Below are 20,736 nucleotides of genomic sequence, written 5' to 3'. Positions count from 1 at the left end.
AGGGTGGATTTCCCGTGGTCGATGTGGGCGACGATGGAGAAGTTGCGGATGCGGGACAGGGGTGTGCTCATGTCCTGCGATATGCTGTGGATGAGGGGTTTGGTCAAGTGGGGATGGGGGGGCGGGGTTGAGAGGTTGGGGACTCTGTGTACTGTGGCAGTGGGTTGGATGGTGCGGGTGGCATGGAGTTTGAGGATCACGAGGCGTTTGAGCGTTGGCTGGAGGGGCAAAACCGGGAGGTCTGCGTGGCGATTGCGACGCGGGCAGCGCTGCGGGTCTGGCCGTGTGTTTCTGGAGAGCGTTTGTGGCGTGCCAAAAAAGGAAACGAGGTGCGTTGGCGGGATGCGCGCGAGACACTATTCTTGCGTACTTTTTTGAGTTTGATCCTATCCGCTGTGTCAGTTCAATTCCCTTCAGGGATTGATGAAGATAAACGCAAAATTGCGAGTCGAAAGGCCGCAGACGCTCGGAGAAGCGCGCGTCATCGGGATGCCGATGGGGCAAATATTGAACGTGGCGTGTACTGGGCAAAACGTGCATTTGCGGATTATTTGTCTGCGATGGCGGCTGACGCCGCAATTAGCTTGTTAGGTTCTTCACTGACGGGCGGTTTCCCGAGGCTGCAAAAATTACACATTTCAGGACGTGAGGCTCCTTTCTATCCTACGATGCTTGAGGATGCGGGATACTCTCCGGAGAAAGTTTTCTTTGAACCACTTTGGCATCGCAGTGAGATTCCTGAAGGCCTGACAACCAAATCTATCGGCCCGACCCTGCTAGACACCGATCCGCGCTTTGATTTCCTCAAGCGGTGGTATGACGGTATGGTGCGCGGCGCGCCGATGGACTGGGAGTTGCAGCGCCGCGTGGCGCTGATCCCGCAGGAGGTCTGGGAAGCCGGGGCGGGTGCCGTGGCCGAGGCGATTGCGGAGATTGAGGCCGAGTGGGACGCGGAGCGGCAAAGCATTGAGCCGCGTCGGCCGGAGTTTGAACCGCGTCATGTCACCCACCTCTTTGAAAACAAGATCATCGTCTCGGCAGGCATGTCGTCCCTCTCGGCCACCATCCGGCAGGAGTTCGAACGGTTCCGCGCGGAGACCGGGTTGAACGAAACGCCAGAGATGTTTGCGCCGCTGGAGGCTTTGCCGCATCGGTTGGACCGGATTTCCGACATCCTAGCCAAGCTGGAGCGGTCTGACGCGGCAGAGCAGGCGTTGCGCGAGGAAATTGGCCGGTTGAATGCGCAGGTTGCGGACCTTGAACAGGAATTGGCCAAGGCGAAGGCGGATTGCGAGGCTTTGCAAAAGTCGTCGTGGGCCAAAATTGCCAAGGTGACTATCGCCGGAACGGGCCTATTCGGCTCCCTTGTGACGGCGCTTTGGGTGGTGTCGGGTGACGAAGTCGGAGCCAAACAAAGGTTGGAGAACTTGCAGGAATACCGTGATGCATGGGACGGCCTGATCGGAAATACACAACCGCCATCGGCACCTTGATTGGTGGGTCGGCGGGCTGAAGCCTGCCCTACGGGGCATGGGCCGATTCTCGGGGAAGTGGCGGGCGGTGGGTTGAAAACCCACCCTACGGCGTTGGGAGAACGTGGGTTGGCGTGGTGAACCCCGCCCTACGGATTGGATGGGGTGGTTCTTTCGGGTGGCGGGGTGGTGGGTTGGAAACCCACCCTACGGGGTGTGGTGACGGGCAGACCCCCGGCCTACGGCGGGTTTGTGGGTGGCGGGAAAGCGTCCTGCGTTGCTCAGAAATCCCGCCGGAGCGGCGCGTTTGCGGCCCAGGCTTTGCGGTCCATGATGTAGGGCGTCTTGCCGTGGTCAACGGCCCAGGTCTCGACGATGAACTCTTGGCCGGTGTCCTTCTGGACAATCGAGGCCACCGTATGCGTCCAGAACCGCCGCGTCATGAAGCCGATGGTGACGCGCTGGCCGGGGCGGTGCAGGCGCAGCAGTCCGGCGTCGTCCAGCATCGCAAGGTAGACGGCGGTGTTGACCATCTCATCGACGCAATCCTGCGCCTTGCCCGCCAGTTGCAGCGTCGAATAGGCAAGGTCCGAATTGTACCCGGTCTTTTCGCCGACCATGACCTCCAGCCGTCGCAGCGCCTCGGCCAGGGCGCGGCGCTCTGCCCCGGCAGAGCGGGGGCGGCGCATGAGGGGCGCGCGGGCGGTGGCCCATTCCCCGGCGGTCAGGGACACGGCGATGCGTTTGCTGCAATTGTGGCTGCCACAGGTGTAAAAGGCATCGGGGCGCGGATCGGCGGTGCCAAAGTTCTGGCGCGCGCGGTCGAGGCTGCCGTTGTCCACGTCGCAGCCCGCCAGCATCAATGCGCTGAGTGCCAGTGTGATGAATGCGTGTCGTCGCACGGCCGATCCCCTTTTCGCTGACGTAGGGTTAGCAAACTTTCCGCGTGGGTCGCAACGGCGGGACAGGAACCGGGACTGGAAATGGCACTGGCTATGGCACTGGGGGACGCGCGCCATGGCCGGGAATGCCATATGCACGACTCGCGGAGCATGGGGCCCTGCGCACCGCCAAACGGACAACCGCCATGATCCGCACCGCTCTTGGCCCCGCGTTTGCCCGGACCCCGGTCGCGGCACAGGCCGTTGCCGACCGCCGGATCGCGATGCGTCGACACCCGCCTGACCGTGCGGGACTGCACAAACCTCTTCTTTACCAAGTGCCGCCTAGGGTGCCCCCCGGACAACAAGGGGCACAGCATGGCGACCGTCGAGACAAGTCTGGCACGGGCAAAGGCGCATTTGCACAAGGGCGATGTGGCACGGGCCAAGGTGCTGTGCCGCGATGTGCTGGCGCGGTATCCGCGCAATGCGCGGGCGCGGGCGCTGATGGCGCGTTTGCCAGAGGCGGCGCCGTCACAGGATCTCTTGGAAAAGCTGGTTGAGGCGCATCAGGCCGGGCACACCCTGCTGGTGGCCGAACAGGTGGCGCGGCTGTTGCCGGTTTATCCCGACAGCTATGTGCTGTGGCAGATCCATGGCGGTGTGCTGCTGGAACTGGGCGCGTTCCCGCAGGCCGAGGAGTCGCTGGCGCGGGCGGCGGGCTTGCGGCCCGATCTGGCGGAGGCGCGGGTGAATCACTCGGTGGCGTTGCGCGCCACCGGCCGCATGGCCGAGGCAGAGACGCAGGTGCGCGCGGCGCTGGATCTGGACCCGGACCATGCGGGCGCGCGGATGGAACTGGCCTCGGTGCTGGCGGATCGCGGGGCTTTGCCGGAGGCGGCAGAACTGTGCCAGACGGTGATCGAGGAGACGCCGGAGGTGGCGACCGCGCACAATATCCTTGGGGTTGCCTCATATGAAGAGGGGCGGTTTGACGAGGCGCGGGCCAGCTATGAGACAGCGGTGGACATCGCTCCCGGTTTTGCCGAGGCGCACCGCAACCTTGCCGCGATCAAGCGCTGGACGGCGGAGGATGCGCAACTGGACCAGATGCGGGCGCTGTATGACGACCCCTCCCTGCCGCCGATGGACCGGGCGCGGGTCTGTTTTGGCCTGTTCGACGCCTGCGACGCGCTGGGGCAGACGGATGCGGCATGGGGGTTCCTGCAAGAGGGAAATGCCCTGCGCAAGGCATTGATGGGATACGATATTTCGCAGGATGTGGCGCTGTTCCGGCGGTTGGAGGAGATGGCGGTCACGCCGTTGGTACAGGTCGATCCCGCGCCGGTGGTGCCGATTTTCATCCTCGGGATGCCGCGCTCTGGCACCACGCTGACGGAACAGATCGTCTCTGCCCACGGGCAGGTCGCGGGGGCGGGGGAACTGCCGCTGTTGGCCGATCTGGCGCGCGGGTTGCTGGAGGGCGAGCGGGTGACAGAGGAGCACCTGCGGGCGCTGCGCCGGGGCTATCTGGAGGCGGTGGCGGAACATGCCGGTGGCGCGCGCCTTGTGACCGACAAGATGCCGCACAACTTCTGCTTTTTGCCGCTGATCTGCGCCGCCTTGCCAGAGGCGCGGATCGTGCATGTGGTGCGCGACGCGCCCTCGGTCTGCTGGTCGAACCTGAAACAGTATTTCACCGCGTCCTCGCTGGGGTATTGTTACGATCTGGACGATGTGACGGCCTATCACGGGCTGTACCGCGACTGGACCGCACGGTGCGAGGCCGCGTGGCCGGGGCGGGTGCGGCGGCTGGATTACGCGGCCCTGACCGCCGATCCAGAGCAGGAGACGCGGGCGCTGATCGCCGATCTGGGGCTGAACTGGGACGCGGCCTGCCTGTCGCCGCAGGACAATGGGCGTGCGGTCCACACCGCCTCGGCCGGTCAGGTGCGAAAGCCGATCTACCGGGCGCGGACGGAGGCATGGGTGCCCTATGCGCGCCATGTCGGAGATGCCTTTGCCGGATTGCGCTTGGATTCTTGAAGCTTCGCGCCGTTTGTCGCATGATGCCACCTGAGGGCAGAGCCGGGGGAGACGGAAAATCCGCATCCGGGCAACGAGAGACAGGTGAGATGAAACAAGCAGTTATTCTGGCTGCCTGCCTCGGGCTTGCAGCCTGCGGCGGCGGGACAGCTTCGAAACGCAGTTATGGTGCGGCGCCGCAGGTGCGCGTGTCTTCGGGTCCGATTGCCGATGCCTGCATGCGCGCGGGCCGGTCGGGCGCGTCGCGGCAGCGATGCGGCTGTGTGCAGACGGTGGCGGACAGCGATCTGACGTCCTCGGACCAGCGGCTGGCGGTGACCTTTTTTGCCGACCCGCACCGGGCGCAGGAAATCCGACAGTCCGACAATCCCCGCAACGAGGCGTTCTGGAAACGCTACAAGGCGTTTGCGGCGCGTGCCGAGAGCGTCTGCCGGGGCACCTGATCGCCGCCTCCGTTGCGGCGCTCAGTCCACCTGCGCGGCATGGGCCACGATGCGGCCCACCAGACAATCCAGACTGTCGGTCCATGCAAGGTCCGGCGGCAGCAGCGGTGCGGCAAGCGACAGTTCGGTACAGGCGATCAGGATGTGATCGGTGCGTTCCTGAAGGCGGCGCGCCTGTTCGGTCAGGGCGGGCAGAATCTGCTGTGGCGGCGCGCCGGCCTTGATGGCGCGGATCATCTCCAGCAGCGGCGCGTCGTCCGGCGGCGCGGTATAGGGCGCGTCGAGGTAGTGATCGAATATCCCGGTCAGCCGCGTGGCCGGTGAGGCGAGAATGCCGATCCGGCCCTTGTCCGCCAGCGCGCGGGCGGTGGCGGACAGCATGTCGAGAAACGGCAGCTCGCTCGCCGCGCGGATGCCTGCCGCGTAGTGATGCGCGGTGTTGCAGGGCATTGCCAGCGCGGTGGCCCCGGCGGCCGCAAGATCGCCGGCCATGTCCTGAAGCACTGGCAGCGGCGAGGGGCCGGTGCCCTCGATCAGCGCGGCTATCCGCGACGGCACCGCAGGATTCTGGTGCACGATCAGCGGGACGTGATCCGCGTCGTCCTGTGCCGGCACCGCATCCAGCACCTTTTGCATGAGCAGGACGGTGGCCTGCGGCCCCATCCCGCCCAGAATGCCGACCGGCCTCACACCGGCCCCCGAGGGGAGGCGAATTTTCGGCGAAAATTCGTCATGCGCGGGATTTCACGTCAAACGCATGGGTATAGCCGGTCAGGCCGATCGCGCCGCCGGTGTGCAAAAAGACCACCCGTTCGTGGCTCTTGAAATGGCCTTTGCGGCACAGATCGAGCAAACCCGCCGCGCCTTTGGCAGAGTACACCGGGTCAAGCAGGATCGCCTCTGTCCGGGCGAAAATATCGATCGCCTCCAGCGTCGACTCGGCGGGGATGCCATAGCCGGGGCCGACGTAGTCGGTGTTGGCCACAACGTCCTCACGCGTCACCACGCCGGGGCAGCCCAGCTTTTCGGCGGTCTTGACGGCAAGGTTGAAGACGTTTTCCTCTTGCTTGGGTTTGGGTGCGCGCACGCCGATGCCCAGCAGCGGGATGCCCGCGTTCATCGCCTTGAGCCCGGTGATCAGCCCGGCCTGCGTGCCCGCAGAGCCGGTGGCGTGGACGATGTGATCCACCTTCAGGCCCATCTCGACAAACTGGTTCAGCATCTCCAGCGCGCAGTTGACATAGCCCAGTGCCCCGGTCGCGTTCGAGCCGCCGCCGGGGATGGTGTAGGACTTGCGGCCCTTGGTGCGCATCTGGTCGGCCACGGCCTCCATCTCGGCGTTCATGTCCAGACCGGGGCCGCGATGTTCGATTGTCGCACCGTGCAGCACGTCCAGCAGGACGTTGCCGTTATAGCGATAGTTTTCATGGTTGTAGCCGGTGCGGTCCTCCAGAAGGATATGACACTCTAGCCCCAGTTTCGCCGCCGCCGCCGCCGTCTGGCGGGCGTGGTTGGATTGCGTCGCGCCTTGGGTGAGGACGATGTCCGCGCCCTGATCCATGGCCTCGGCCATGAGGAATTCCAGTTTGCGGGTCTTGTTGCCGCCGGTCGACAGGCCGGTGCAGTCATCCCGCTTGATCCAGATTTCCGGACCGCCCAGCAGTTCGGACAGGCGCGGCATGGGTTCAAGCGGCGTGGGCAGGTGGGCCAGCCGGACACGGGGGAATTTGGCAAGGTTCATCTATTTTCAGCTTTCGTTGGCGACATGGGCGCGCGGGGTGAGGGTGGCGAGGCGGGCCTCTGCCGTCAAGGCATGACCGGTCATGCCTTCGGCGCGGGAGATGATGGCGGTGGCGCGGGCGAGGGCGGGCAGCGCCTCGGGTGTGGCGCGTTGCCAAGTGACGGTTTTCAGGAACTTGTGCACCGACAGCCCGCCGGTATAGCGCGCGGCCCCGCCGGTGGGCAGCACGTGGTTGGGGCCGGAGGCCTTGTCGCCAAAGGCCACGGTGGTGTCGGCCCCCAGAAACAATGAGCCATAGGCGGTCAGGCGATTTTGCCACCACGGCAGGTCGGCGCATTGGACGTGCAGGTGTTCGGGCGCGTAACGATCTGATTCAGCGGCCATTTCCTCGCGGCTGTCGCAGAGGATGATTTCCCCCATCGCGTCCCAAGCGGCCTTGGCTGTCGCGCCGTTTTCGCCGTCGATGCGGGCGCAGGTCTCCGGCATCAGGTCGGCGACACGGCGCGCCAGCGGTTCGTGATCGGTGACCAGCCAGCAGGGCGAGGTTGGCCCGTGTTCGGCCTGACCGGCCAGATCCAGCGCCACCAGCGCCGGGTCGGCGGTGGCGTCGGCAAGGATCAGCACATCGGTCGGCCCGGCGAACATGTCGATGCCCACGGGGCCGAACAACTGGCGCTTGGCCTCGGCCACATAGGCGTTGCCGGGACCGGCCAGCACGTCGGCGGGCGGGGTTCCAAACAGGCCATAGGCCATCGCCGCAACCCCCTGCACACCGCCAAGACAGAGGATCGTATCGGCCCCGGCGAGGTGCATGGTATACAGCGTCGCCGGGTCAATGCCCTGCGCGGTGCCATCCGGCGCGCGGCGCGGCGGGGCGCAGGCGGTGACATGCGGCACGCCTGCGGCGCGGGCGGTGGCGATGGTCATCAACGCCGAGGCGATATGCGCATAGCGCCCGCCGGGCACGTAACAGCCCGCCGCGCCAACCGGCAGGCTTTTCTGCCCGGCCATCAGGCCCGGTTGCAGCTCGATCTCGACATCGCGCAGCGAGGCGCGCTGCGCCTGCGCAAAGCGGCGGATGTTGTCATGGGCATAGTCCAGCGCCTGTTTCAGGGCATCGGGCAGGTGATCGCCCGCGGCGCGCGCCGTCTCGGGGGGCACAACGATCTCACCGGTCCAGTGGTCGAGCCGTTCGGCATAGTCGCGTACGGTCGCTTCACCCCCTGTTTTCAAACGGGCGAGCATGATCTGCACGGTGTCGGCGACATCGGCCTGCGCGGCGGGGGGCAGGCCGGGGGCGGATTTGATCAGGCGGGGCATGCGTTTTCCTTGACGTGGGGGTGTATCTTCACAAAAACGGAAACTGTGGCTGCGGGGATTCTGCGATGTTGATGAAAGGTGTGACGCTTCGCGGATTGGAGGTCTTTGAGGCCTTGGCCGACAGCGGCTCGGTGGCCAAGGCCGCGGATGTGACCGGCCTCAGCCAGCCTGCGGTCAGCCAGCAGATGCGTAACCTTGAAAGCGCGCTGGGCGTCGATCTGGTGGATCACGGACGCCGCCCGATGCGGATGACCCCGGCGGGACGGTCGTTCCTGTTGCGCACGCAGGCGGTGCTGCGGCAGTTGCGGCTGGCGCAGAACGAACTGACGGTGATGGACCTGACCCATCTGTCGACCCTCAGTCTGGGGGTGATCGACGATTTCGACAATGACCTGACGCCGCGCCTTGTGACGATCCTTGCCGAAAGCATGACCCGCTGCCGGTTCAAGCTGATCACCGCCCCCAGCCATGAGATTTCGGCCGAGATCAAAGCGCGCCGCCTGCATCTTGCGATTTCCGCCAGCAGCGGCGAGGTGATCGACGGGATCGTGGAATATCCTTTGGTGCGAGATCCTTACATCTTGGTGTGCGCCAAGGGCGCGGTTGAGGCCGCTGGCGGTGTCGGACCGCTGATGCAGAGCCTGCCGATCCTGCGCTATGACCGCGCGCAACTGATCGGACGCCAGATCGAGGCGCATCTGGCGCGGCAAAAGCTGGAATTCGCCGAACGGTTCGAGATTGGCGCGCATCTGTCGCTGATGACATTGGTGGCGCGCGGCATGGGCTGGGCGATCACAACGCCGCTGGGCTACATGCGCGCCGGACGCTACCACGACCAGATGGAGGCGCACCCGGTGCCGTTCAAACCCTTTTCGCGGACCATTTCGCTGTTTGCCGGGACCGACTGGGCCGACCGGGTGCCGCGCGACGTGGCGCGCACCATGCGGATGCTGGTGGGCGACATGGTGATCGCCCCCGCGCTGGCGCAGTTGCCCTGGCTGGAGGGCGATCTGAGGGTCATGGAAGGCTGACAGCGCACGCCCCGGGCGCGCCATCGCATCTGTGGCTTGTCGCATGGGGCCAGAATGCCGTTGCGGCATGGTCTGTAAATGGGCAAGCGACGGTTTTCGGAAGGAAAACCTGTAGTTTTGAAAATCCTGAATGAAGGGCACCGCAGGGGCGATGCACAGGCCATGCACAGGTCATGCACAGACCATGCACAGCCGCCGCGCCTGCCTGTGGCGGCGGCGCGGCAGGGTCAACCCCGCCCTACGCGGGGTCCACGTGATCGAGGAAGGCCCGCACTGACGCCTCGAATCCGCGCGGATCGTCCGCGTGCAGCCAATGCCCGGCCTTGGGTAACTTGGCATACCGGGCCTTGGGGAACAGCGCGCGGATGCGGTCTCGGTGTTCGGGCAGGACATAGTCGGACTGCCCGCCGGAGAGGAACAGCGCCGGCCCATCGTAGCTGCCGGACACCTCGGGAAAGCCAAGGATCTTGGGCATCTCGGCGGCCAGCGTGTCGAGGTTCAGTTTCCACCGCTTGTTTTGCAGGTCGAGCGACTGGGTAAAGAAGCTTTGCAGCGTCTTGTCGGGCACATGTTCGGCCAGTTGCGCCACCGCGTCCGACCGCTTTTCGACGCGGGACAGGTCAACGGCGCGCATCGCCTCGATGAACTGGATCTGGCTGTGGGTATAGGCGACGGGCGCGATGTCGGCGACCAGCAGCGAGGCCAGTTTTTCGGGATGCTGCAGCGCGAGGGTCATCGCCGCCTTGCCGCCCATAGAATGGCCCACCACGTGCGCCCGCCCGCCGTGGGCGTCGATCAGGTCCGCCAGATCGGCGGCGAGGTCGGGATAGCCGTGGCTGTCGGTGTGCGGGCTGTCGCCATGGTTGCGCATGTCCGGGGTCAGGACGTGGCGGTGATCGGCAAGACGCTTGGCGATCACGCCCCAGTTGCGACCAGAGCCGTAAAGGCCGTGGACTATGATCAGGGGCGTGGGGCCGGGGGTGCCATGGGAAATCGTGTTCAGCATGGGGGCGTCATACGACGCCCCGCGCGCAAGGGCCAGAGCGCCGCGCGCTCAGTCGTCGCGCATCTCGACCCCGCGCAGGCGCAGGAACAGGCTGGATTCATCGTCGTTGCGGAAAAAGGGAACCGAGTCCGGCGGCGTCTGGTCGGTGGCGCGGGCGGCGACCTCTGCCAGCACCACCTCGGTGATGAAGGGCAGGTCGTAGTTGCGGATTTCATCCACCGCGATCCATTGCAGATGAGACAGCTCATCCGCTGCGCCATGAAAATCATCGGGGTCCGAGGCCAGTTCATCGGCGTCGAGCAGAAAGAACCGCGCGTCAAAGCGGCGGGGTCGCCCCGGCGGGGTGATCGCACGAAAGATGAATTGCAGCGGTTCGGCGGAGGGGCGGTGCCCGGTACCGGCAAATTCCAGCCAGTCGCTGGGGATTGTGCCCGGCCACGGGGCCGGAACCCCGAGAATCTGGCCGGTTTCCTCCCAGAGTTCGCGCACCGCGGCAACGGCCAGCGCCTCTGCGATTTCGGTGCTGGCGTCCTCTGTCAGGCGGGCGGCGCAAAGCGGCGGCAGCGGACGGGCCAGCGGCACGGTCGCGTCCTCGGTATCGACGGCACCGCCGGGAAAGACGAACTTGTTGGGCATAAAGGCCGCCTTGGCCCCGCGTTGCCCCATCAGGACGCGCGGACGCGTCGCCCGGTCGCGCAGCACCACCACGGTGGCGGCGTCGCGAATGGCGGTCTTGTCGATGGATTTCTGTGCGCTTTGGTCTGTCGTCGGCCCGGTCATGTCGCCCCCTCAGGTATGGGGGGCGAATCCGTGCATCCCGCGGACCCACTGGAAAGCCACGATCGCCCCTTTCAATCGGGGCAGAAGATAGAGCGAGAGCGCGACGCAGCCAACGCCAAATATGGTGAACAGGACCAAGGGCTCTGGCCGGAAGGTGGTGAACACGACCATCAGCAGGGGAGCCATGAGGTGCCCGACGATCAGGATCGTCAGATAGGCCGGGCCATCGTCGGCGCGGTGATGGTGCAGATCCTCCCGGCAGACCGGGCAACTGTCGCGCACGGTCAGGTAGCCCCTGAGCATCTGGCCGGTTCCGCAATTGGGGCAGCGGCGACGCCAGCCGCGCCAGAGGGTTGGCCAGATCGACTCCGAGCCTTTCGAGTGCTGTATTTCATCCATGTCCGACCTCGCGTTTACGGTGGCAAGATGGTCCTCGCGTGGGCCGGTCGATAGGGTGCAAAACGTCCTTGCGTCCGGATGTCACAGATCACGGACGCGTGAGCGGGCGTGAGGATTTTTTTCGACGGAAGCGCCGGGATCGCCCGTGATAGCCTCCAGAGACGCCCGAGGACTGGCGGCTCGGAACACCGAGACAACCTCTGGAAGGACAAGACATGAAGTCATCTGCACTTATGGTCAGCGGCGCACTGGTCGTCGTGATGGGCACCGCAGGTATCGCATCGGCGCATGGCAAGGGCTATGGCGACCGGGGGCCGCGCGACGCGGGCATGGAAGAGATGTTCGAGCAGATCGACGCCGACAAGGACGGCAAGATCACCAAGGACGAAATGGAGGCCTTCAGGACCGCGCGTTTCGAGGCCGCCGATACCGATGGCGACGGCAAGCTGTCCCAGGACGAGATGACGGCTGCCCGCGATGCCCGGCGGGTGGAGCGCATGAAAACCATGGTCGACCGGCTGGACACCGACGGCGACGGTCTGCTGAGCGCCGAGGAACTGGCTGCCGGTGGCCCCAAGCGGGGGCCCGACGCGATGTTCGACCGGCTGGACGCCGACAAGGACGGCGCGCTGACGATGGAAGAAATGCAGCAGGCGCGTGGCAAGATGCGCGACGGCGGCAAGCACCGGTTCGGCGGCAAACGCGGTGAGCATGGCCACCGGGGCGACCGGGGCCATGGCTTTCCGTTCTTCGGTGGCCCCGACATGTCGGACGACGGCTGAAACTGACAACCGGGCGGCGGGGTCCGCCGCCCGGACCGTTGCATGCAGGACCAAGCCGGGATAGCGCGTAACGATGGATGGGACATGCCCTTTGAAGCCATGAGCGCGGTTGCGGACGAGGATCTGCTGGCGGCCTACGCGGCCGGAGACGCCGGAGCGGCGCGGACGCTGACGCAGCGGTTGACGCCGCGCGTCTTTGGCCATGCCATGCGGATGCTGGGCGGCGACCGGGCCGAGGCCGAGGACGTGGCGCAAGAGGCGCTGTTGCGGCTGTGGCGCGCGGCACCGGGCTGGCGCATGGGTGAGGCCAAGGTCACGACATGGCTGTACCGGGTGACGGCGAACCTGTGTATCGACCGCATCCGGCGGCGGCGCGGCGGGCCGGACCTCGACTCGGTCCCGGAGCCTGTGGACGGAGCGCCTTCGGTGGCGACGGGGATGCAGCAGCAGGCCCGCGCCGAGGCGCTGCAAGGGGCGCTGGACGCATTGCCCGACCGGCAGCGTCAGGCGGTGATCCTGCGGCACATCGAGGGGCTGGCAAACCCCGAGATCGCCGAGATCATGGACATCGGACCACGCGCGGTCGAAAGTCTGGTGGCGCGGGGCAAGCGGGCATTGGAAGCGGCGTTGATCGGGCGGCGCGATGAACTGGGATACGAAGACGATGACTGAGCGCAAGGACACCAAAGGCGATCTGTTTCAGACCGGGACCGACGGAGCCGGGCTGGAGTCGTTTTTTGCCGCGGCGCGGGCAGAGGCTCCGCAACCCGGCGGCGATTTCCTTGCCCGGATCGAGGCGCAGGCGCTGGCCGAGCAACCGGCTGCGCGCGGAGAAGCACCGGCGGTGGCGGGGCTGCGGCCCGCCGGGGTCTTGCGGCAACTGCGCGAGGCGCTGGGCGGCTGGGCCGGGATGGCCGGGCTGGCCACGGCCTGCGCGGCGGGGATCTGGATCGGGGTGAGCCCGCCGGACGGGCTGACGGTGCTCTGGGGCGGCGACGCGGCCGCGCTGGGGACCATCGGGGTCGATCCGCTGAGCAGCTTTGACCTTGCGCTGATGGAAGGGTGATGGATGGCCGCTGAGGTGGAAAAGAAGGGCAAACCGGGGCGCTGGCTGCGGGTTGTGCTGTTTGTGTCCCTCGCGCTGAACCTCGCTGTGGTCGGGGCGGTTGGCGGCATGGTCCTCAACGGGCCGCCGGTGCCGCGCACCGACCGGAGCGATCCGGCGCTGCCCTATACGCGGGCCTTCGACGAGGACCAGCGGCGTGAGCTGCGGCGGGCGCTGTGGCAGTCGGTCCGGCGCGAGGGCAAGACGATGCGGGCGGCCTATCTGGCGGATTATCAGCAGGCGTTGACCTTGCTGCGCGATGAGCCTTTCGAACCGGCGGCGCTGGAGGCCCTGCTGCAAGAGCAGGGCAAGCGCGCGGTCGATGTGCGGGCGCGCGGGCAGGAGGTCCTGATGACGTTCCTGTCGGAGATGTCGGTGGATGAGCGGCGCGCCTATGCCGACCGTCTGGAGCAGGAACTGGAAAAGATGCGCCATCGCGGCGGGCGTGACAGATCGCATGACACCGGCAAGGACAGGCACCGGGACTGAGGGGGGCCGCGACTGGCGGGCAGCACGACTGGCGGGCACTGGCCCGGTGGCGCGGATCGGCCCGATGGCGCGGACCGCGCTGAGGCTCAGGTGAGACGGGCGCGGCGCGGCGACGTGTCCGCCGGGGTGTCCGGCAAGCCGCCGGGTGACGTCTTGGGCGCGGTTATGGGCGCGGCCATCGGTGCCGCCAAGGGCGCGGTCTTGGGGGCTGTCATCAGCCGCACGGTATCGGCCATGACCACGGTGTTGCGCCCCTTGTGCTTGGCCGCATACAGCGCCTCGTCGGCGCGGGACACAAGGTCAAGCGGCCCGGTGTCGCCCGCGGCCCGGCCGATGGCCACGCCAATCGACAGGGTCACGGTGATTCGCTGGCCAGCGGGCAGGGTGACCGGCTGGCGCGCCATGATCCGGCACAGCCGTTCGGCGGTGCGCTTGGCGGCGTTGCGGTCGGCATCGGGCATGGCGACAAGGAATTCCTCACCGCCCCAGCGCGAGATCAGGTCGGCGGCGCGCAGGTTGTCCTTGAGCCGCTGGGCGAGGGTGACCAGCACCGCGTCCCCCGCCGCATGGCCGTGATCGTCGTTGACCTGCTTGAAGAAATCGAGATCGGCCAGCAGCAGTGCATAGGGGCGTTTCTGCAAAGCCGCGCGTTCGGCCAGCCGCGAAACATGTGGCACGGCGTAGCGGCGGTTATAGAGCCCGGTGAGCGGATCGCAGACCGCCGCGCGCAGACCGTCGCGCATATTGGCGCGCAGCCTGTCGTTGGTCCGTTTGCGGTCGATCTGCTTGCGCAGGCGGATGGCCAGTTCGTCAAGGTCCAGACCCGAGCTGAGCAGGTCATTTGCCCCCATATCCAGCGCGCTGGCGGCCTCACGTTGCTGGTGAGGCTGCGCAATGTAGATCAGCGCGGAATGGCGGGTGTCGCGGCTGGCGCGCAGTTGCGGCAGCAGGCTCAGCGCCTCGCCGGTGCTGCCCGGCGGTTCCGCCACGATGACCACATCGGGCGCCCGCGCCGATTCGCGCAGGGCATCCTCGGGGTCGATGACCTCGACCCGGTCGGAGATCCGCGCCACAAGCCCGTCTTTCAGGGCGCGGGTTTCCGGCAGCCGGGGCGGCGAGACCAGTCTGACCAGCCCCGGCGCGATGAAATCGGCCCCCTGTTCGGCAAGGCCAAGCGCGCGGCGGGTGTCGTCGCGCAGTTGCAGTTCGGCCTCGGCGTCGCGGGCGCGCAACAGCGACCGCAGCCGGGCCAGCATCACAAGATCGTTGACGGGCCGGGTCAGCACATCGTCCGCACCGGCCGCCAGAGAGGCGAGACGTTCCCCCGGATCGTCCTCACGATGCAGGATGACAACAGGGATTCGCAGGCCGCCTTTCCGGTCCTGGATCGCGGCACAGAGCTCTCTGCCCGTCATGTCGGGCAGATCTGTCGCGGTGATGACCAGATCGGGGGCCGTCCGTTGCAGCAGCGACAGCGCCGCCTGGCCGCTATCTGCCTGAATAACCTCATAATATGCAGCGGAAAGTTTGACGCGCAAGATGATCCGGTTGGTGGGAACCGAGTCGACGATCAATATTCTTCCGGTCATATCGCACCCCCCGCATAGGTGGTCTGACGGCTGCCCGCCGTACTTGCACTTTCCTGTTGGCTCAGCTTTGATGAATATTGGTTAAGAAACCCTTTCGGAAAGATTTCAAAATGCAGCTGTCGCGGGAAGCCGCCGAAACCGTGGGCTTGCAGGCCGTTGCCTGGGTGGCGGGCAATGATGAGTTGCTGCCGGTGTTCCTTGGCGCGACAGGCGCGTCGGAGGCCGATTTCCGCGACGGGTTGCAGGACCCGGCCTTTCAGGGGTCGGTGCTGGACTTCCTGCTGATGGACGATGCGTGGGTGATGGCGTTCTGCACGGATCTGGGGCTGAAGCCCGAGCATCCAATGGCCGCCCGCATGGTGCTGCCGGGCGGAGAGATGGTGCACTGGACATGAGCGCAGCGCAGATCGAGGCCGTCCTGTTCGACAAGGACGGCACCTTGTTCGACTTTGCCGCCACATGGAACACCTTTGCCGCCCGGCTGATCGAGCGGCTGGCCGAGGGCGAAGACCTGCGTCGGCACGGACTGGCGCGGGCGCTGAAGTTCGATCTGGGCGCGGGCGGATTCCTGCCCGACAGCCCGGTGATCGCCGGAACCAACCGCGAAATGGCGGCGCTGATCGCGCCGGTCCTGCCGGGGCGCAGCGTCGATGACCTTGAAGCGCTGATTGTGGCCGAGGCCGAAAACGCGCCGCTGAGCGAAGCCGTGGCGCTGGTGCCGTACCTTGCGGGGCTGGCTGCGCGCGGGCTGACCCTTGGGGTGATGACCAACGACAGCGAAGCCGTGGCGCGCGCGCATCTGCGCGCGGCGGGCATCGAGGGGATGTTCGACTTTGTCGCCGGGGCGGACAGCGGACATGGCGCGAAACCCTCGCCGCAGCCGCTGCTGGCCTTTGCCGCCGCCACCGGCCACGCGCCGGACCGGGTGATCATGGTGGGCGACAGCCTGCACGATCTGGTGGCCGGGCGCGCGGCGGGCATGTGGACGGCGGGCGTGTTGACCGGGCTGGCCGGGGCCGACGCGCTGGCCCCGATGGCGGATGTGGTTCTGCCGGATATCGGCCATCTGCCGGGATGGCTTGCGCGGGCCGGTATCTGAAAGCGACAAAATGCGTCGGTATTGCGAAGGCGCGCAGGTCTGTGGCGCGGTGAGATAGGTCTTACCTGCCACGGAGAGTCGTTATGCCGGTCGCCGCTGATCCCATCCACGAAGCCCACAAACGTCGCCGCACCGGAGGCCGGTCCGGCAACAAGCGCCGGGGCGGTCCGGTCGTAGAGCAGATGCCGTGGCGTCTGCCGGTCAATATCGACCGCCCGACCGAGCCGCTGACCGAAGAGGGCGTCGTGCGGCTGGACAATGCCTGCATGCGCATCCTCGAAGAGATCGGGATCGAGTTCCTGCACCCCGAGGCGGTCGAGATCCTGCGTCTGGCGGGCTGTACCGTGAACGGCGAAAACGTCCGCATGGGGCGCGATTTTGTCCGCGAGCTGGTGGCCAAGGCCCCGTCGAGCTTTACCCTGACGCCGCGCAACCCGGACCGGACGCTGAAAATCGGCGGCAATACCATCCTGTTCGGCAACGTGTCCTCTCCGCCGAACTACTATGACCTTGAGATCGGCAAGAAGGTGTCCGGCACCCGCGAGCAATGCGCCAACTTGCTGAAGTTGACGCAGTATTTCAACTGTATCCATTTCGCCGGCGGTTATCCGGTCGAGCCCTGCGATGTGCATGCCAGCGTGCGGCATCTGGATGTGCTGTTCGACAAGCTGACGCTGTCCGACAAGGTCATGCATGCCTACAGCCTTGGCAAGGAGCGGGTCGAGGACGTGATGGAGATGGTGCGCATCGCGGGCGGTCTCACCCACGAGGAATTCGACGCCACGCCGCGGATGTATACCAACATCAACTCGACCTCGCCGCTGAAACACGACTATCCGATGATGGATGGCTGGATGCGGATGGCGCGTCGGGGGCAGGGGCTGGTGGTGACGCCCTTTACGCTTGCCGGGGCGATGGCCCCGGTGACGATGGCCGGTGCGGTGGCGCAATCGCTGGCCGAGGGGCTGGCGGCGGTGGTGCTGGCGCAGGTGATCAATCCGGGGGTGCCCTGTGTGATCGGCACGTTCACCTCAAACGTCGACATGAAGACCGGCGCGCCCGCTTTTGGCACGCCCGAATACATGCGCGCGACCCAGATGACCGGCCAGATGGCGCGGTTCTACGATCTGCCGATGCGGTCGTCGGGGGTCTGCGCCGCCAACGTGCCGGACGGGCAGTCCATGTGGGAAACCGAACATTCGCTCTGGGCGGCGATCCAGTCGGGCACCAACATGGTCTATCACGCGGCGGGCTGGCTGGAGGGCGGGCTGATCGCCAGCCCCGAAAAGTTCATTATGGATTGCGAGGTGTTGCAGCAGTTGCAACGCTATATGGAGCCGGAAATCTGCGACGTCTCGGACGAGGCGCTGGCGGTCGAGACGATCCGCGAGGTTGGTCCGAACGGGCATTTCTTTGGCGTCCAGCACACGCAGGACCGCTATGAGACGGCGTTTTACCAGCCGTTCCTGTCGGACTGGAAGAACTTCGAGGGCTGGGAGGCGGCGGGGGGGCTGTGGACGCCCGAGCGCGCGCACGTGATGTTCAAACGGATCATCGAGGAATTCGAGGCGCCGCCGATGGATGCGGGCATCCGCGAAGAGCTGGAGTCTTTCGTCGCCAGACGAAAGTCCGAAGGCGGCGCGCCCACGGATTTCTAGGGGCGGCGGCCCCGAGGGGGCGGACACATCGGTGCGCGGCGCAAAACACGCTCAATTGTTCCTGTTTGCCGATTCTTAATCGCTCCTCTCCATGCTCTCGGCAAGGTGTTGAGGTGTGGAATGATGCACGGGTTGATCCTGCGAACCTTTCAGGTTTTCATTGAGGACACGTATGGCCCAATGACTTGGTCCGAGATCGCCACCGGCGCAGGTCTCGATGTGCCCAGCTTTGAGGCGATGCTGAATTATCCCCCGGAAACCTACAGCGCGCTTATTGATGCGGCTGAGCGGATTCTGGACAAACCGGCAGAGGCCATCTGGGAAGATGTGGGCACCTATCTGGTGTCGCATCCCAACAGTGAGGGGCTGCGCCGTTTGCTGCGGTTCGGCGGGGTCGATTTCATCGAGTTCCTGCATTCGCTGGATGACCTGCCGGATCGGACGCGGCTTGCGGTTGCCGATCTGGCGCTGCCGGAACTGGAACTGACGGACAGCGGCAACAACCAGTTTACCCTGCGGGTCGGCGACGGGTTGCCGGGGTTCGGCTATGTCATGATCGGGGTGTTGCGCGCCATGGCCGACGACTATGGCGCGCTGGCGCTGCTGGACACCGAAGGCGGCCATCGTGGGGAGCAATATCTGATGATCACGGTGATCGAAACCGCCTATGCCGAGGGCCGGGAATTCGAACTGGCGGTCAGCACCGGCGGAGGTGGCGAAGGATGAGCAGGCTGCCCGAGGAAATCCTGCATCTGATCTGTCCGATGCACCTTGTGCTTGATCCGACGGGGCATATCCGGCAGGCGGGTCCGACCCTGCACAAGATCAGCCCCGAACGGATCGAAGGCGCGCGCTTTCTGGAGATCTTCGAGGTGTTCCGCCCGCGCGCCGTGGCCAGCATGGAGCAACTCCTGCAAACCGAGGGCCGCAAGATCCGGCTGCGCCTGCGCGGCGGCGTGCGCACCCCGTTGTATGGCGTGCTGGTGTCGGACGGGCGGGGCGGGGCGGTTATCAACCTGTCGTTCGGCATCCACGTGCTGAGCGCGGTGCGCGACTACGCGCTGACCAGTTCGGATTTCGCGCCGACCGATCTGGCCATCGAAATGCTGTATCTGGTCGAGGCGAAATCAGCCGCGATGGATGCTTCGCGCAGTCTCAACACCCGGTTGCAGGGGGCGATGGTCGCCGCCGAAGAGCGCGCCTTCACCGATACCCTGACGGGCCTTGGCAATCGCCGCGCGCTGGACGCGGTGCTGGAACGGCTGAAGCGCGGGGGCAATCCGTTCTCGCTCATGCACATCGACCTTGATCATTTCAAACAGGTGAACGACACGCTGGGCCATGCCGCCGGGGATCAGGTTCTGCGCCATGTGGCACGGGTGATGACGGACGTTGTCCGGCAGGACGACATCGCCATGCGCGTCGGCGGGGATGAATTCATGATCGTTCTCGGCAGGCTTGACCTGCCTGACCGGCTGTCGGAAATCGCCGGTCGCCTGATCCGCCGCATAGAGGAACCGGTGACCTACGACGACCAGACCTGTCAGGTTTCCGCCAGCATCGGCATCGCTGTGACGGATGGGGCGCTCGACGACCCGGCCGAACTGGTGGAGCAGGCGGACATGGCGCTATACGCCTCAAAACGGGCCGGTCGTGCGCAATTTCGGTTCTTTGCCGGAACACCGGAGGGCGACAATCCGGCAAAGGTGGCGAGCAAGTGAAATTCCTGCAAAAATGGTCTTGATCCCAGTGATCGTGCATCGTATGTGACGCGCCACGGTTGGGGTGTAGCCAAGTGGTAAGGCAACTGTTTTTGGTACAGTGTACCGTAGGTTCGAATCCTACCACCCCAGCCAGTTTTTCCTAACATACCGTGGTGATGCTCTTTCTGGCCCTCTGGCCGGAGAAATGCCCCCGGAAATGTCCCACCTTCTGCCCCTCCCTTCTTCGCTGCCGACAAGGAACCTCTGGTGGTCAGGAGGGCCTGTGCGTGAGGCCTGTGAGCAGGTCAGCTAAGGAGGGGATAGCCAGGTAATAGGTATTAGTAATGGATAAAGCAAAACCAGAAAAAATACGTCTCTAAAGAAATAGGGTGTCTAGAAGGAAGTTATACCTCTCCCTCCCTTCCTTAGCCTCCCACATGGCTTCGATGGATAATCGTGAGGGGTGGGTTGTGTGTGAACAGTGTTCCTGAATGGAATAGGTACTAGTATTGGATAGAGAGAAAAGCATCAGAAGGAGTGAAATCCTAATTTATGTTGTATAAATAATTACTTACATGACCATTAAAGCCTCTTCTGAAGTGTCTAGGTAGAGTTCACCTGACACAGTACAAGAGATATTATGCCCCTGATAAAGAACCCACAGCACTCCCGCCCGATCGACGTTCATCGCTGGTCTGACCACCCTGAAGTGAAGCAACTGGTAGAGGAGGTGTGGGAAGACTGGTTGCCTGAAGCGTTCACGGAGAAGGAGGCTAGGGGTGGTGCCAGACCGGGGCCGAAGGCAAAGGCATCAGATAGGCAGCAGCTTAGGGTGCTGATCCTAGACCTCTATGTGGCTTGGCGGGAAGATCCGGAACTCAGCATCGGTGTTTCGATGTCTCCGAACGCCTGGAAAGCCGGGTCACGGTACAACGCTCTGCACATCTCCAAGCGGATCATTGAGCTCATCAAGGTACTGAAAGAAGCAGCCCTTATCGACCTAGCGAACGGCAGCTATGCTGGTGCTGGTGCGCCCACAAACCGAACGACCCGCATCCGGGCGTCCGAGCAACTTCAGGCGATGTTCCACGAAGCCAAGTTTGGCAGCGACGATGTGTGAGCTACCTCCCGAAATTCGGACACTGACATAAGCTATGATTTGCAGTCTGCTGATCTTCGACGAGAAGGAGAT

General features: G+C 65.1%; 23 protein-coding genes and 1 tRNA gene. 15 read left to right on the top strand and 9 right to left on the bottom strand.

Annotated elements, in window-relative coordinates; translation table 11 throughout:
• The coding region (locus tag ACN0S5_RS23045; protein ID WP_417211551.1) for a GTP-binding protein at positions 1 to 71 on the bottom strand (71 nt) is incomplete at its 3' end.
• 111 nt (positions 72 to 182) lie between these two features.
• On the opposite strand from ACN0S5_RS23045, the gene ACN0S5_RS23040 reads away from it, so the two are divergent.
• Positions 183 to 1,493: a hypothetical protein gene (locus ACN0S5_RS23040; RefSeq protein ID WP_417211547.1), complete on the top strand. Its 1,311-nt coding sequence runs from the start codon at positions 183 to 185 to the stop codon at positions 1,491 to 1,493.
• Positions 1,494 to 1,753: 260 nt separating this feature from the next.
• Here ACN0S5_RS23040 and ACN0S5_RS23035 read toward each other — a convergent pair whose 3' ends face one another.
• A complete protein-coding gene (locus tag ACN0S5_RS23035; protein ID WP_417211545.1) occupies positions 1,754 to 2,374 on the bottom strand; it encodes a hypothetical protein in 621 nt (206 codons plus the stop codon).
• A 357-nt stretch (positions 2,375 to 2,731) separates the two neighbouring features.
• On the opposite strand from ACN0S5_RS23035, the gene ACN0S5_RS23030 reads away from it, so the two are divergent.
• Together ACN0S5_RS23030 and ACN0S5_RS23025 are read left to right on the top strand one after the other, a co-directional pair.
• Entirely contained in the window at positions 2,732 to 4,399 is a 1,668-nt protein-coding gene (locus ACN0S5_RS23030) for a sulfotransferase (protein WP_417211543.1), read from the top strand.
• Positions 4,400 to 4,488: 89 nt separating this feature from the next.
• Complete coding sequence (locus ACN0S5_RS23025; protein WP_417211541.1) at positions 4,489 to 4,842, top strand: arginine transporter; 354 nt, start codon at positions 4,489 to 4,491, stop codon at positions 4,840 to 4,842.
• A gap of 21 nt (positions 4,843 to 4,863) precedes the next feature.
• On the opposite strand, the gene ACN0S5_RS23020 is transcribed toward ACN0S5_RS23025, so the two are convergent.
• The 3 genes from ACN0S5_RS23020 to hisD are packed head-to-tail and all read right to left on the bottom strand — an operon-like array spanning position 4,864 to position 7,903.
• Entirely contained in the window at positions 4,864 to 5,532 is a 669-nt protein-coding gene (locus ACN0S5_RS23020; RefSeq protein WP_417211539.1) for an aspartate/glutamate racemase family protein, read from the bottom strand.
• A gap of 40 nt (positions 5,533 to 5,572) precedes the next feature.
• Positions 5,573 to 6,583 carry a D-cysteine desulfhydrase gene (locus ACN0S5_RS23015; RefSeq protein WP_417211537.1) on the bottom strand — a complete coding sequence of 337 codons (1,011 nt, stop codon included), beginning with the start codon at positions 6,581 to 6,583 and terminating at the stop codon, positions 5,573 to 5,575.
• Positions 6,584 to 6,589: 6 nt separating this feature from the next.
• The gene (gene hisD / locus ACN0S5_RS23010; protein WP_417211535.1) at positions 6,590 to 7,903 is read right to left on the bottom strand and encodes a histidinol dehydrogenase; all 1,314 of its coding nucleotides are present in this window, start codon (positions 7,901 to 7,903) and stop codon (positions 6,590 to 6,592) included.
• Positions 7,904 to 7,968: 65 nt separating this feature from the next.
• On the opposite strand from hisD, the gene ACN0S5_RS23005 reads away from it, so the two are divergent.
• On the top strand, positions 7,969 to 8,934 hold the full coding sequence (locus tag ACN0S5_RS23005; protein WP_417211533.1) for a LysR family transcriptional regulator: 966 nt from the start codon (positions 7,969 to 7,971) through the stop codon (positions 8,932 to 8,934).
• A gap of 238 nt (positions 8,935 to 9,172) precedes the next feature.
• Here ACN0S5_RS23005 and ACN0S5_RS23000 read toward each other — a convergent pair whose 3' ends face one another.
• Genes ACN0S5_RS23000 through ACN0S5_RS22990 form a run of 3 tightly spaced genes read right to left on the bottom strand, consistent with a single transcriptional unit; the run spans position 9,173 to position 11,119 of the window.
• Complete coding sequence (locus ACN0S5_RS23000; protein ID WP_417211531.1) at positions 9,173 to 9,940, bottom strand: alpha/beta fold hydrolase; 768 nt, start codon at positions 9,938 to 9,940, stop codon at positions 9,173 to 9,175.
• A gap of 48 nt (positions 9,941 to 9,988) precedes the next feature.
• Complete coding sequence (locus ACN0S5_RS22995) at positions 9,989 to 10,720, bottom strand: NUDIX hydrolase (protein WP_417211529.1); 732 nt, start codon at positions 10,718 to 10,720, stop codon at positions 9,989 to 9,991.
• Between the two features lie 9 nt (positions 10,721 to 10,729).
• Positions 10,730 to 11,119: a DUF983 domain-containing protein gene (locus ACN0S5_RS22990; protein ID WP_417211528.1), complete on the bottom strand. Its 390-nt coding sequence runs from the start codon at positions 11,117 to 11,119 to the stop codon at positions 10,730 to 10,732.
• 215 nt (positions 11,120 to 11,334) lie between these two features.
• Here ACN0S5_RS22990 and ACN0S5_RS22985 point away from each other — a divergent pair, with 215 nt between their 5' ends.
• From ACN0S5_RS22985 to ACN0S5_RS22970, 4 genes are all read left to right on the top strand, one after another.
• Positions 11,335 to 11,901 (top strand): EF-hand domain-containing protein, encoded by a 567-nt coding sequence (locus tag ACN0S5_RS22985; protein ID WP_417211527.1) that lies wholly within the window; start codon positions 11,335 to 11,337, stop codon positions 11,899 to 11,901.
• Positions 11,902 to 11,985: 84 nt separating this feature from the next.
• Entirely contained in the window at positions 11,986 to 12,573 is a 588-nt protein-coding gene (locus ACN0S5_RS22980) for an RNA polymerase sigma factor (RefSeq protein ID WP_417211525.1), read from the top strand.
• Complete coding sequence (locus ACN0S5_RS22975) at positions 12,566 to 12,967, top strand: hypothetical protein (protein WP_417211523.1); 402 nt, start codon at positions 12,566 to 12,568, stop codon at positions 12,965 to 12,967. The genes ACN0S5_RS22980 and ACN0S5_RS22975 overlap by 8 nt, the downstream gene beginning before the upstream one ends.
• Positions 12,968 to 12,970: 3 nt before the next feature.
• Entirely contained in the window at positions 12,971 to 13,495 is a 525-nt protein-coding gene (locus ACN0S5_RS22970; protein ID WP_417211521.1) for a periplasmic heavy metal sensor, read from the top strand.
• Positions 13,496 to 13,581: 86 nt separating this feature from the next.
• Here ACN0S5_RS22970 and ACN0S5_RS22965 read toward each other — a convergent pair whose 3' ends face one another.
• Positions 13,582 to 15,084, bottom strand: a complete 1,503-nt coding sequence (locus ACN0S5_RS22965) for a diguanylate cyclase (protein ID WP_417211519.1) — start codon at positions 15,082 to 15,084, stop codon at positions 13,582 to 13,584.
• A 110-nt stretch (positions 15,085 to 15,194) separates the two neighbouring features.
• On the opposite strand from ACN0S5_RS22965, the gene ACN0S5_RS22960 reads away from it, so the two are divergent.
• From ACN0S5_RS22960 to ACN0S5_RS22930, 7 genes are all read left to right on the top strand, one after another.
• Complete coding sequence (locus tag ACN0S5_RS22960; protein WP_417211517.1) at positions 15,195 to 15,479, top strand: DUF3572 domain-containing protein; 285 nt, start codon at positions 15,195 to 15,197, stop codon at positions 15,477 to 15,479.
• Entirely contained in the window at positions 15,476 to 16,183 is a 708-nt protein-coding gene (locus ACN0S5_RS22955; RefSeq protein ID WP_417211515.1) for an HAD family hydrolase, read from the top strand. The genes ACN0S5_RS22960 and ACN0S5_RS22955 overlap by 4 nt, the downstream gene beginning before the upstream one ends.
• A gap of 83 nt (positions 16,184 to 16,266) precedes the next feature.
• A complete protein-coding gene (locus ACN0S5_RS22950) occupies positions 16,267 to 17,841 on the top strand; it encodes a trimethylamine methyltransferase family protein (RefSeq protein WP_417211513.1) in 1,575 nt (524 codons plus the stop codon).
• A 123-nt stretch (positions 17,842 to 17,964) separates the two neighbouring features.
• On the top strand, positions 17,965 to 18,567 hold the full coding sequence (locus tag ACN0S5_RS22945) for a heme NO-binding domain-containing protein (RefSeq protein WP_417211549.1): 603 nt from the start codon (positions 17,965 to 17,967) through the stop codon (positions 18,565 to 18,567).
• On the top strand, positions 18,564 to 19,562 hold the full coding sequence (locus tag ACN0S5_RS22940) for a GGDEF domain-containing protein (RefSeq protein ID WP_417211511.1): 999 nt from the start codon (positions 18,564 to 18,566) through the stop codon (positions 19,560 to 19,562). Before ACN0S5_RS22945 ends, ACN0S5_RS22940 begins: the two co-directional genes overlap by 4 nt.
• A gap of 60 nt (positions 19,563 to 19,622) precedes the next feature.
• Positions 19,623 to 19,697, top strand: a tRNA-Gln gene (locus ACN0S5_RS22935).
• Between the two features lie 487 nt (positions 19,698 to 20,184).
• Positions 20,185 to 20,664, top strand: coding sequence for a hypothetical protein (locus ACN0S5_RS22930; protein ID WP_417211509.1), 480 nt, complete (start codon positions 20,185 to 20,187; stop codon positions 20,662 to 20,664).
• Positions 20,665 to 20,736 lie beyond the last annotated feature (72 nt).

This window comes from Antarctobacter sp. (assembly GCF_048262615.1).
Lineage (GTDB): Bacteria > Pseudomonadota > Alphaproteobacteria > Rhodobacterales > Rhodobacteraceae > Antarctobacter.
This window is presented reverse-complemented; position numbering and strand designations above follow the sequence as displayed.

What these genes read in the sequence shown, in the direction of transcription:
- ACN0S5_RS23040 (WP_417211547.1), top strand. Translation starts at nt 183, where the DNA reads ATGGAGTTTGAGGATCACGAGGCGTTTGAGCGTTGGCTGGAGGGGCAA.
- ACN0S5_RS23030 (WP_417211543.1), top strand. Translation starts at nt 2,732, where the DNA reads ATGGCGACCGTCGAGACAAGTCTGGCACGGGCAAAGGCGCATTTGCAC.
- ACN0S5_RS23025 (WP_417211541.1), top strand. Translation starts at nt 4,489, where the DNA reads ATGAAACAAGCAGTTATTCTGGCTGCCTGCCTCGGGCTTGCAGCCTGC.
- ACN0S5_RS23015 (WP_417211537.1), bottom strand. Translation starts at nt 6,583, where the DNA reads ATGAACCTTGCCAAATTCCCCCGTGTCCGGCTGGCCCACCTGCCCACG.
- hisD (WP_417211535.1), bottom strand. Translation starts at nt 7,903, where the DNA reads ATGCCCCGCCTGATCAAATCCGCCCCCGGCCTGCCCCCCGCCGCGCAG.
- ACN0S5_RS23005 (WP_417211533.1), top strand. Translation starts at nt 7,969, where the DNA reads ATGTTGATGAAAGGTGTGACGCTTCGCGGATTGGAGGTCTTTGAGGCC.
- ACN0S5_RS23000 (WP_417211531.1), bottom strand. Translation starts at nt 9,940, where the DNA reads ATGCTGAACACGATTTCCCATGGCACCCCCGGCCCCACGCCCCTGATC.
- ACN0S5_RS22995 (WP_417211529.1), bottom strand. Translation starts at nt 10,720, where the DNA reads ATGACCGGGCCGACGACAGACCAAAGCGCACAGAAATCCATCGACAAG.
- ACN0S5_RS22990 (WP_417211528.1), bottom strand. Translation starts at nt 11,119, where the DNA reads ATGGATGAAATACAGCACTCGAAAGGCTCGGAGTCGATCTGGCCAACC.
- ACN0S5_RS22985 (WP_417211527.1), top strand. Translation starts at nt 11,335, where the DNA reads ATGAAGTCATCTGCACTTATGGTCAGCGGCGCACTGGTCGTCGTGATG.
- ACN0S5_RS22980 (WP_417211525.1), top strand. Translation starts at nt 11,986, where the DNA reads ATGCCCTTTGAAGCCATGAGCGCGGTTGCGGACGAGGATCTGCTGGCG.
- ACN0S5_RS22975 (WP_417211523.1), top strand. Translation starts at nt 12,566, where the DNA reads ATGACTGAGCGCAAGGACACCAAAGGCGATCTGTTTCAGACCGGGACC.
- ACN0S5_RS22970 (WP_417211521.1), top strand. Translation starts at nt 12,971, where the DNA reads ATGGCCGCTGAGGTGGAAAAGAAGGGCAAACCGGGGCGCTGGCTGCGG.
- ACN0S5_RS22965 (WP_417211519.1), bottom strand. Translation starts at nt 15,084, where the DNA reads ATGACCGGAAGAATATTGATCGTCGACTCGGTTCCCACCAACCGGATC.
- ACN0S5_RS22960 (WP_417211517.1), top strand. Translation starts at nt 15,195, where the DNA reads ATGCAGCTGTCGCGGGAAGCCGCCGAAACCGTGGGCTTGCAGGCCGTT.
- ACN0S5_RS22955 (WP_417211515.1), top strand. Translation starts at nt 15,476, where the DNA reads ATGAGCGCAGCGCAGATCGAGGCCGTCCTGTTCGACAAGGACGGCACC.
- ACN0S5_RS22950 (WP_417211513.1), top strand. Translation starts at nt 16,267, where the DNA reads ATGCCGGTCGCCGCTGATCCCATCCACGAAGCCCACAAACGTCGCCGC.
- ACN0S5_RS22945 (WP_417211549.1), top strand. Translation starts at nt 17,965, where the DNA reads ATGCACGGGTTGATCCTGCGAACCTTTCAGGTTTTCATTGAGGACACG.
- ACN0S5_RS22940 (WP_417211511.1), top strand. Translation starts at nt 18,564, where the DNA reads ATGAGCAGGCTGCCCGAGGAAATCCTGCATCTGATCTGTCCGATGCAC.
- ACN0S5_RS22930 (WP_417211509.1), top strand. Translation starts at nt 20,185, where the DNA reads ATGCCCCTGATAAAGAACCCACAGCACTCCCGCCCGATCGACGTTCAT.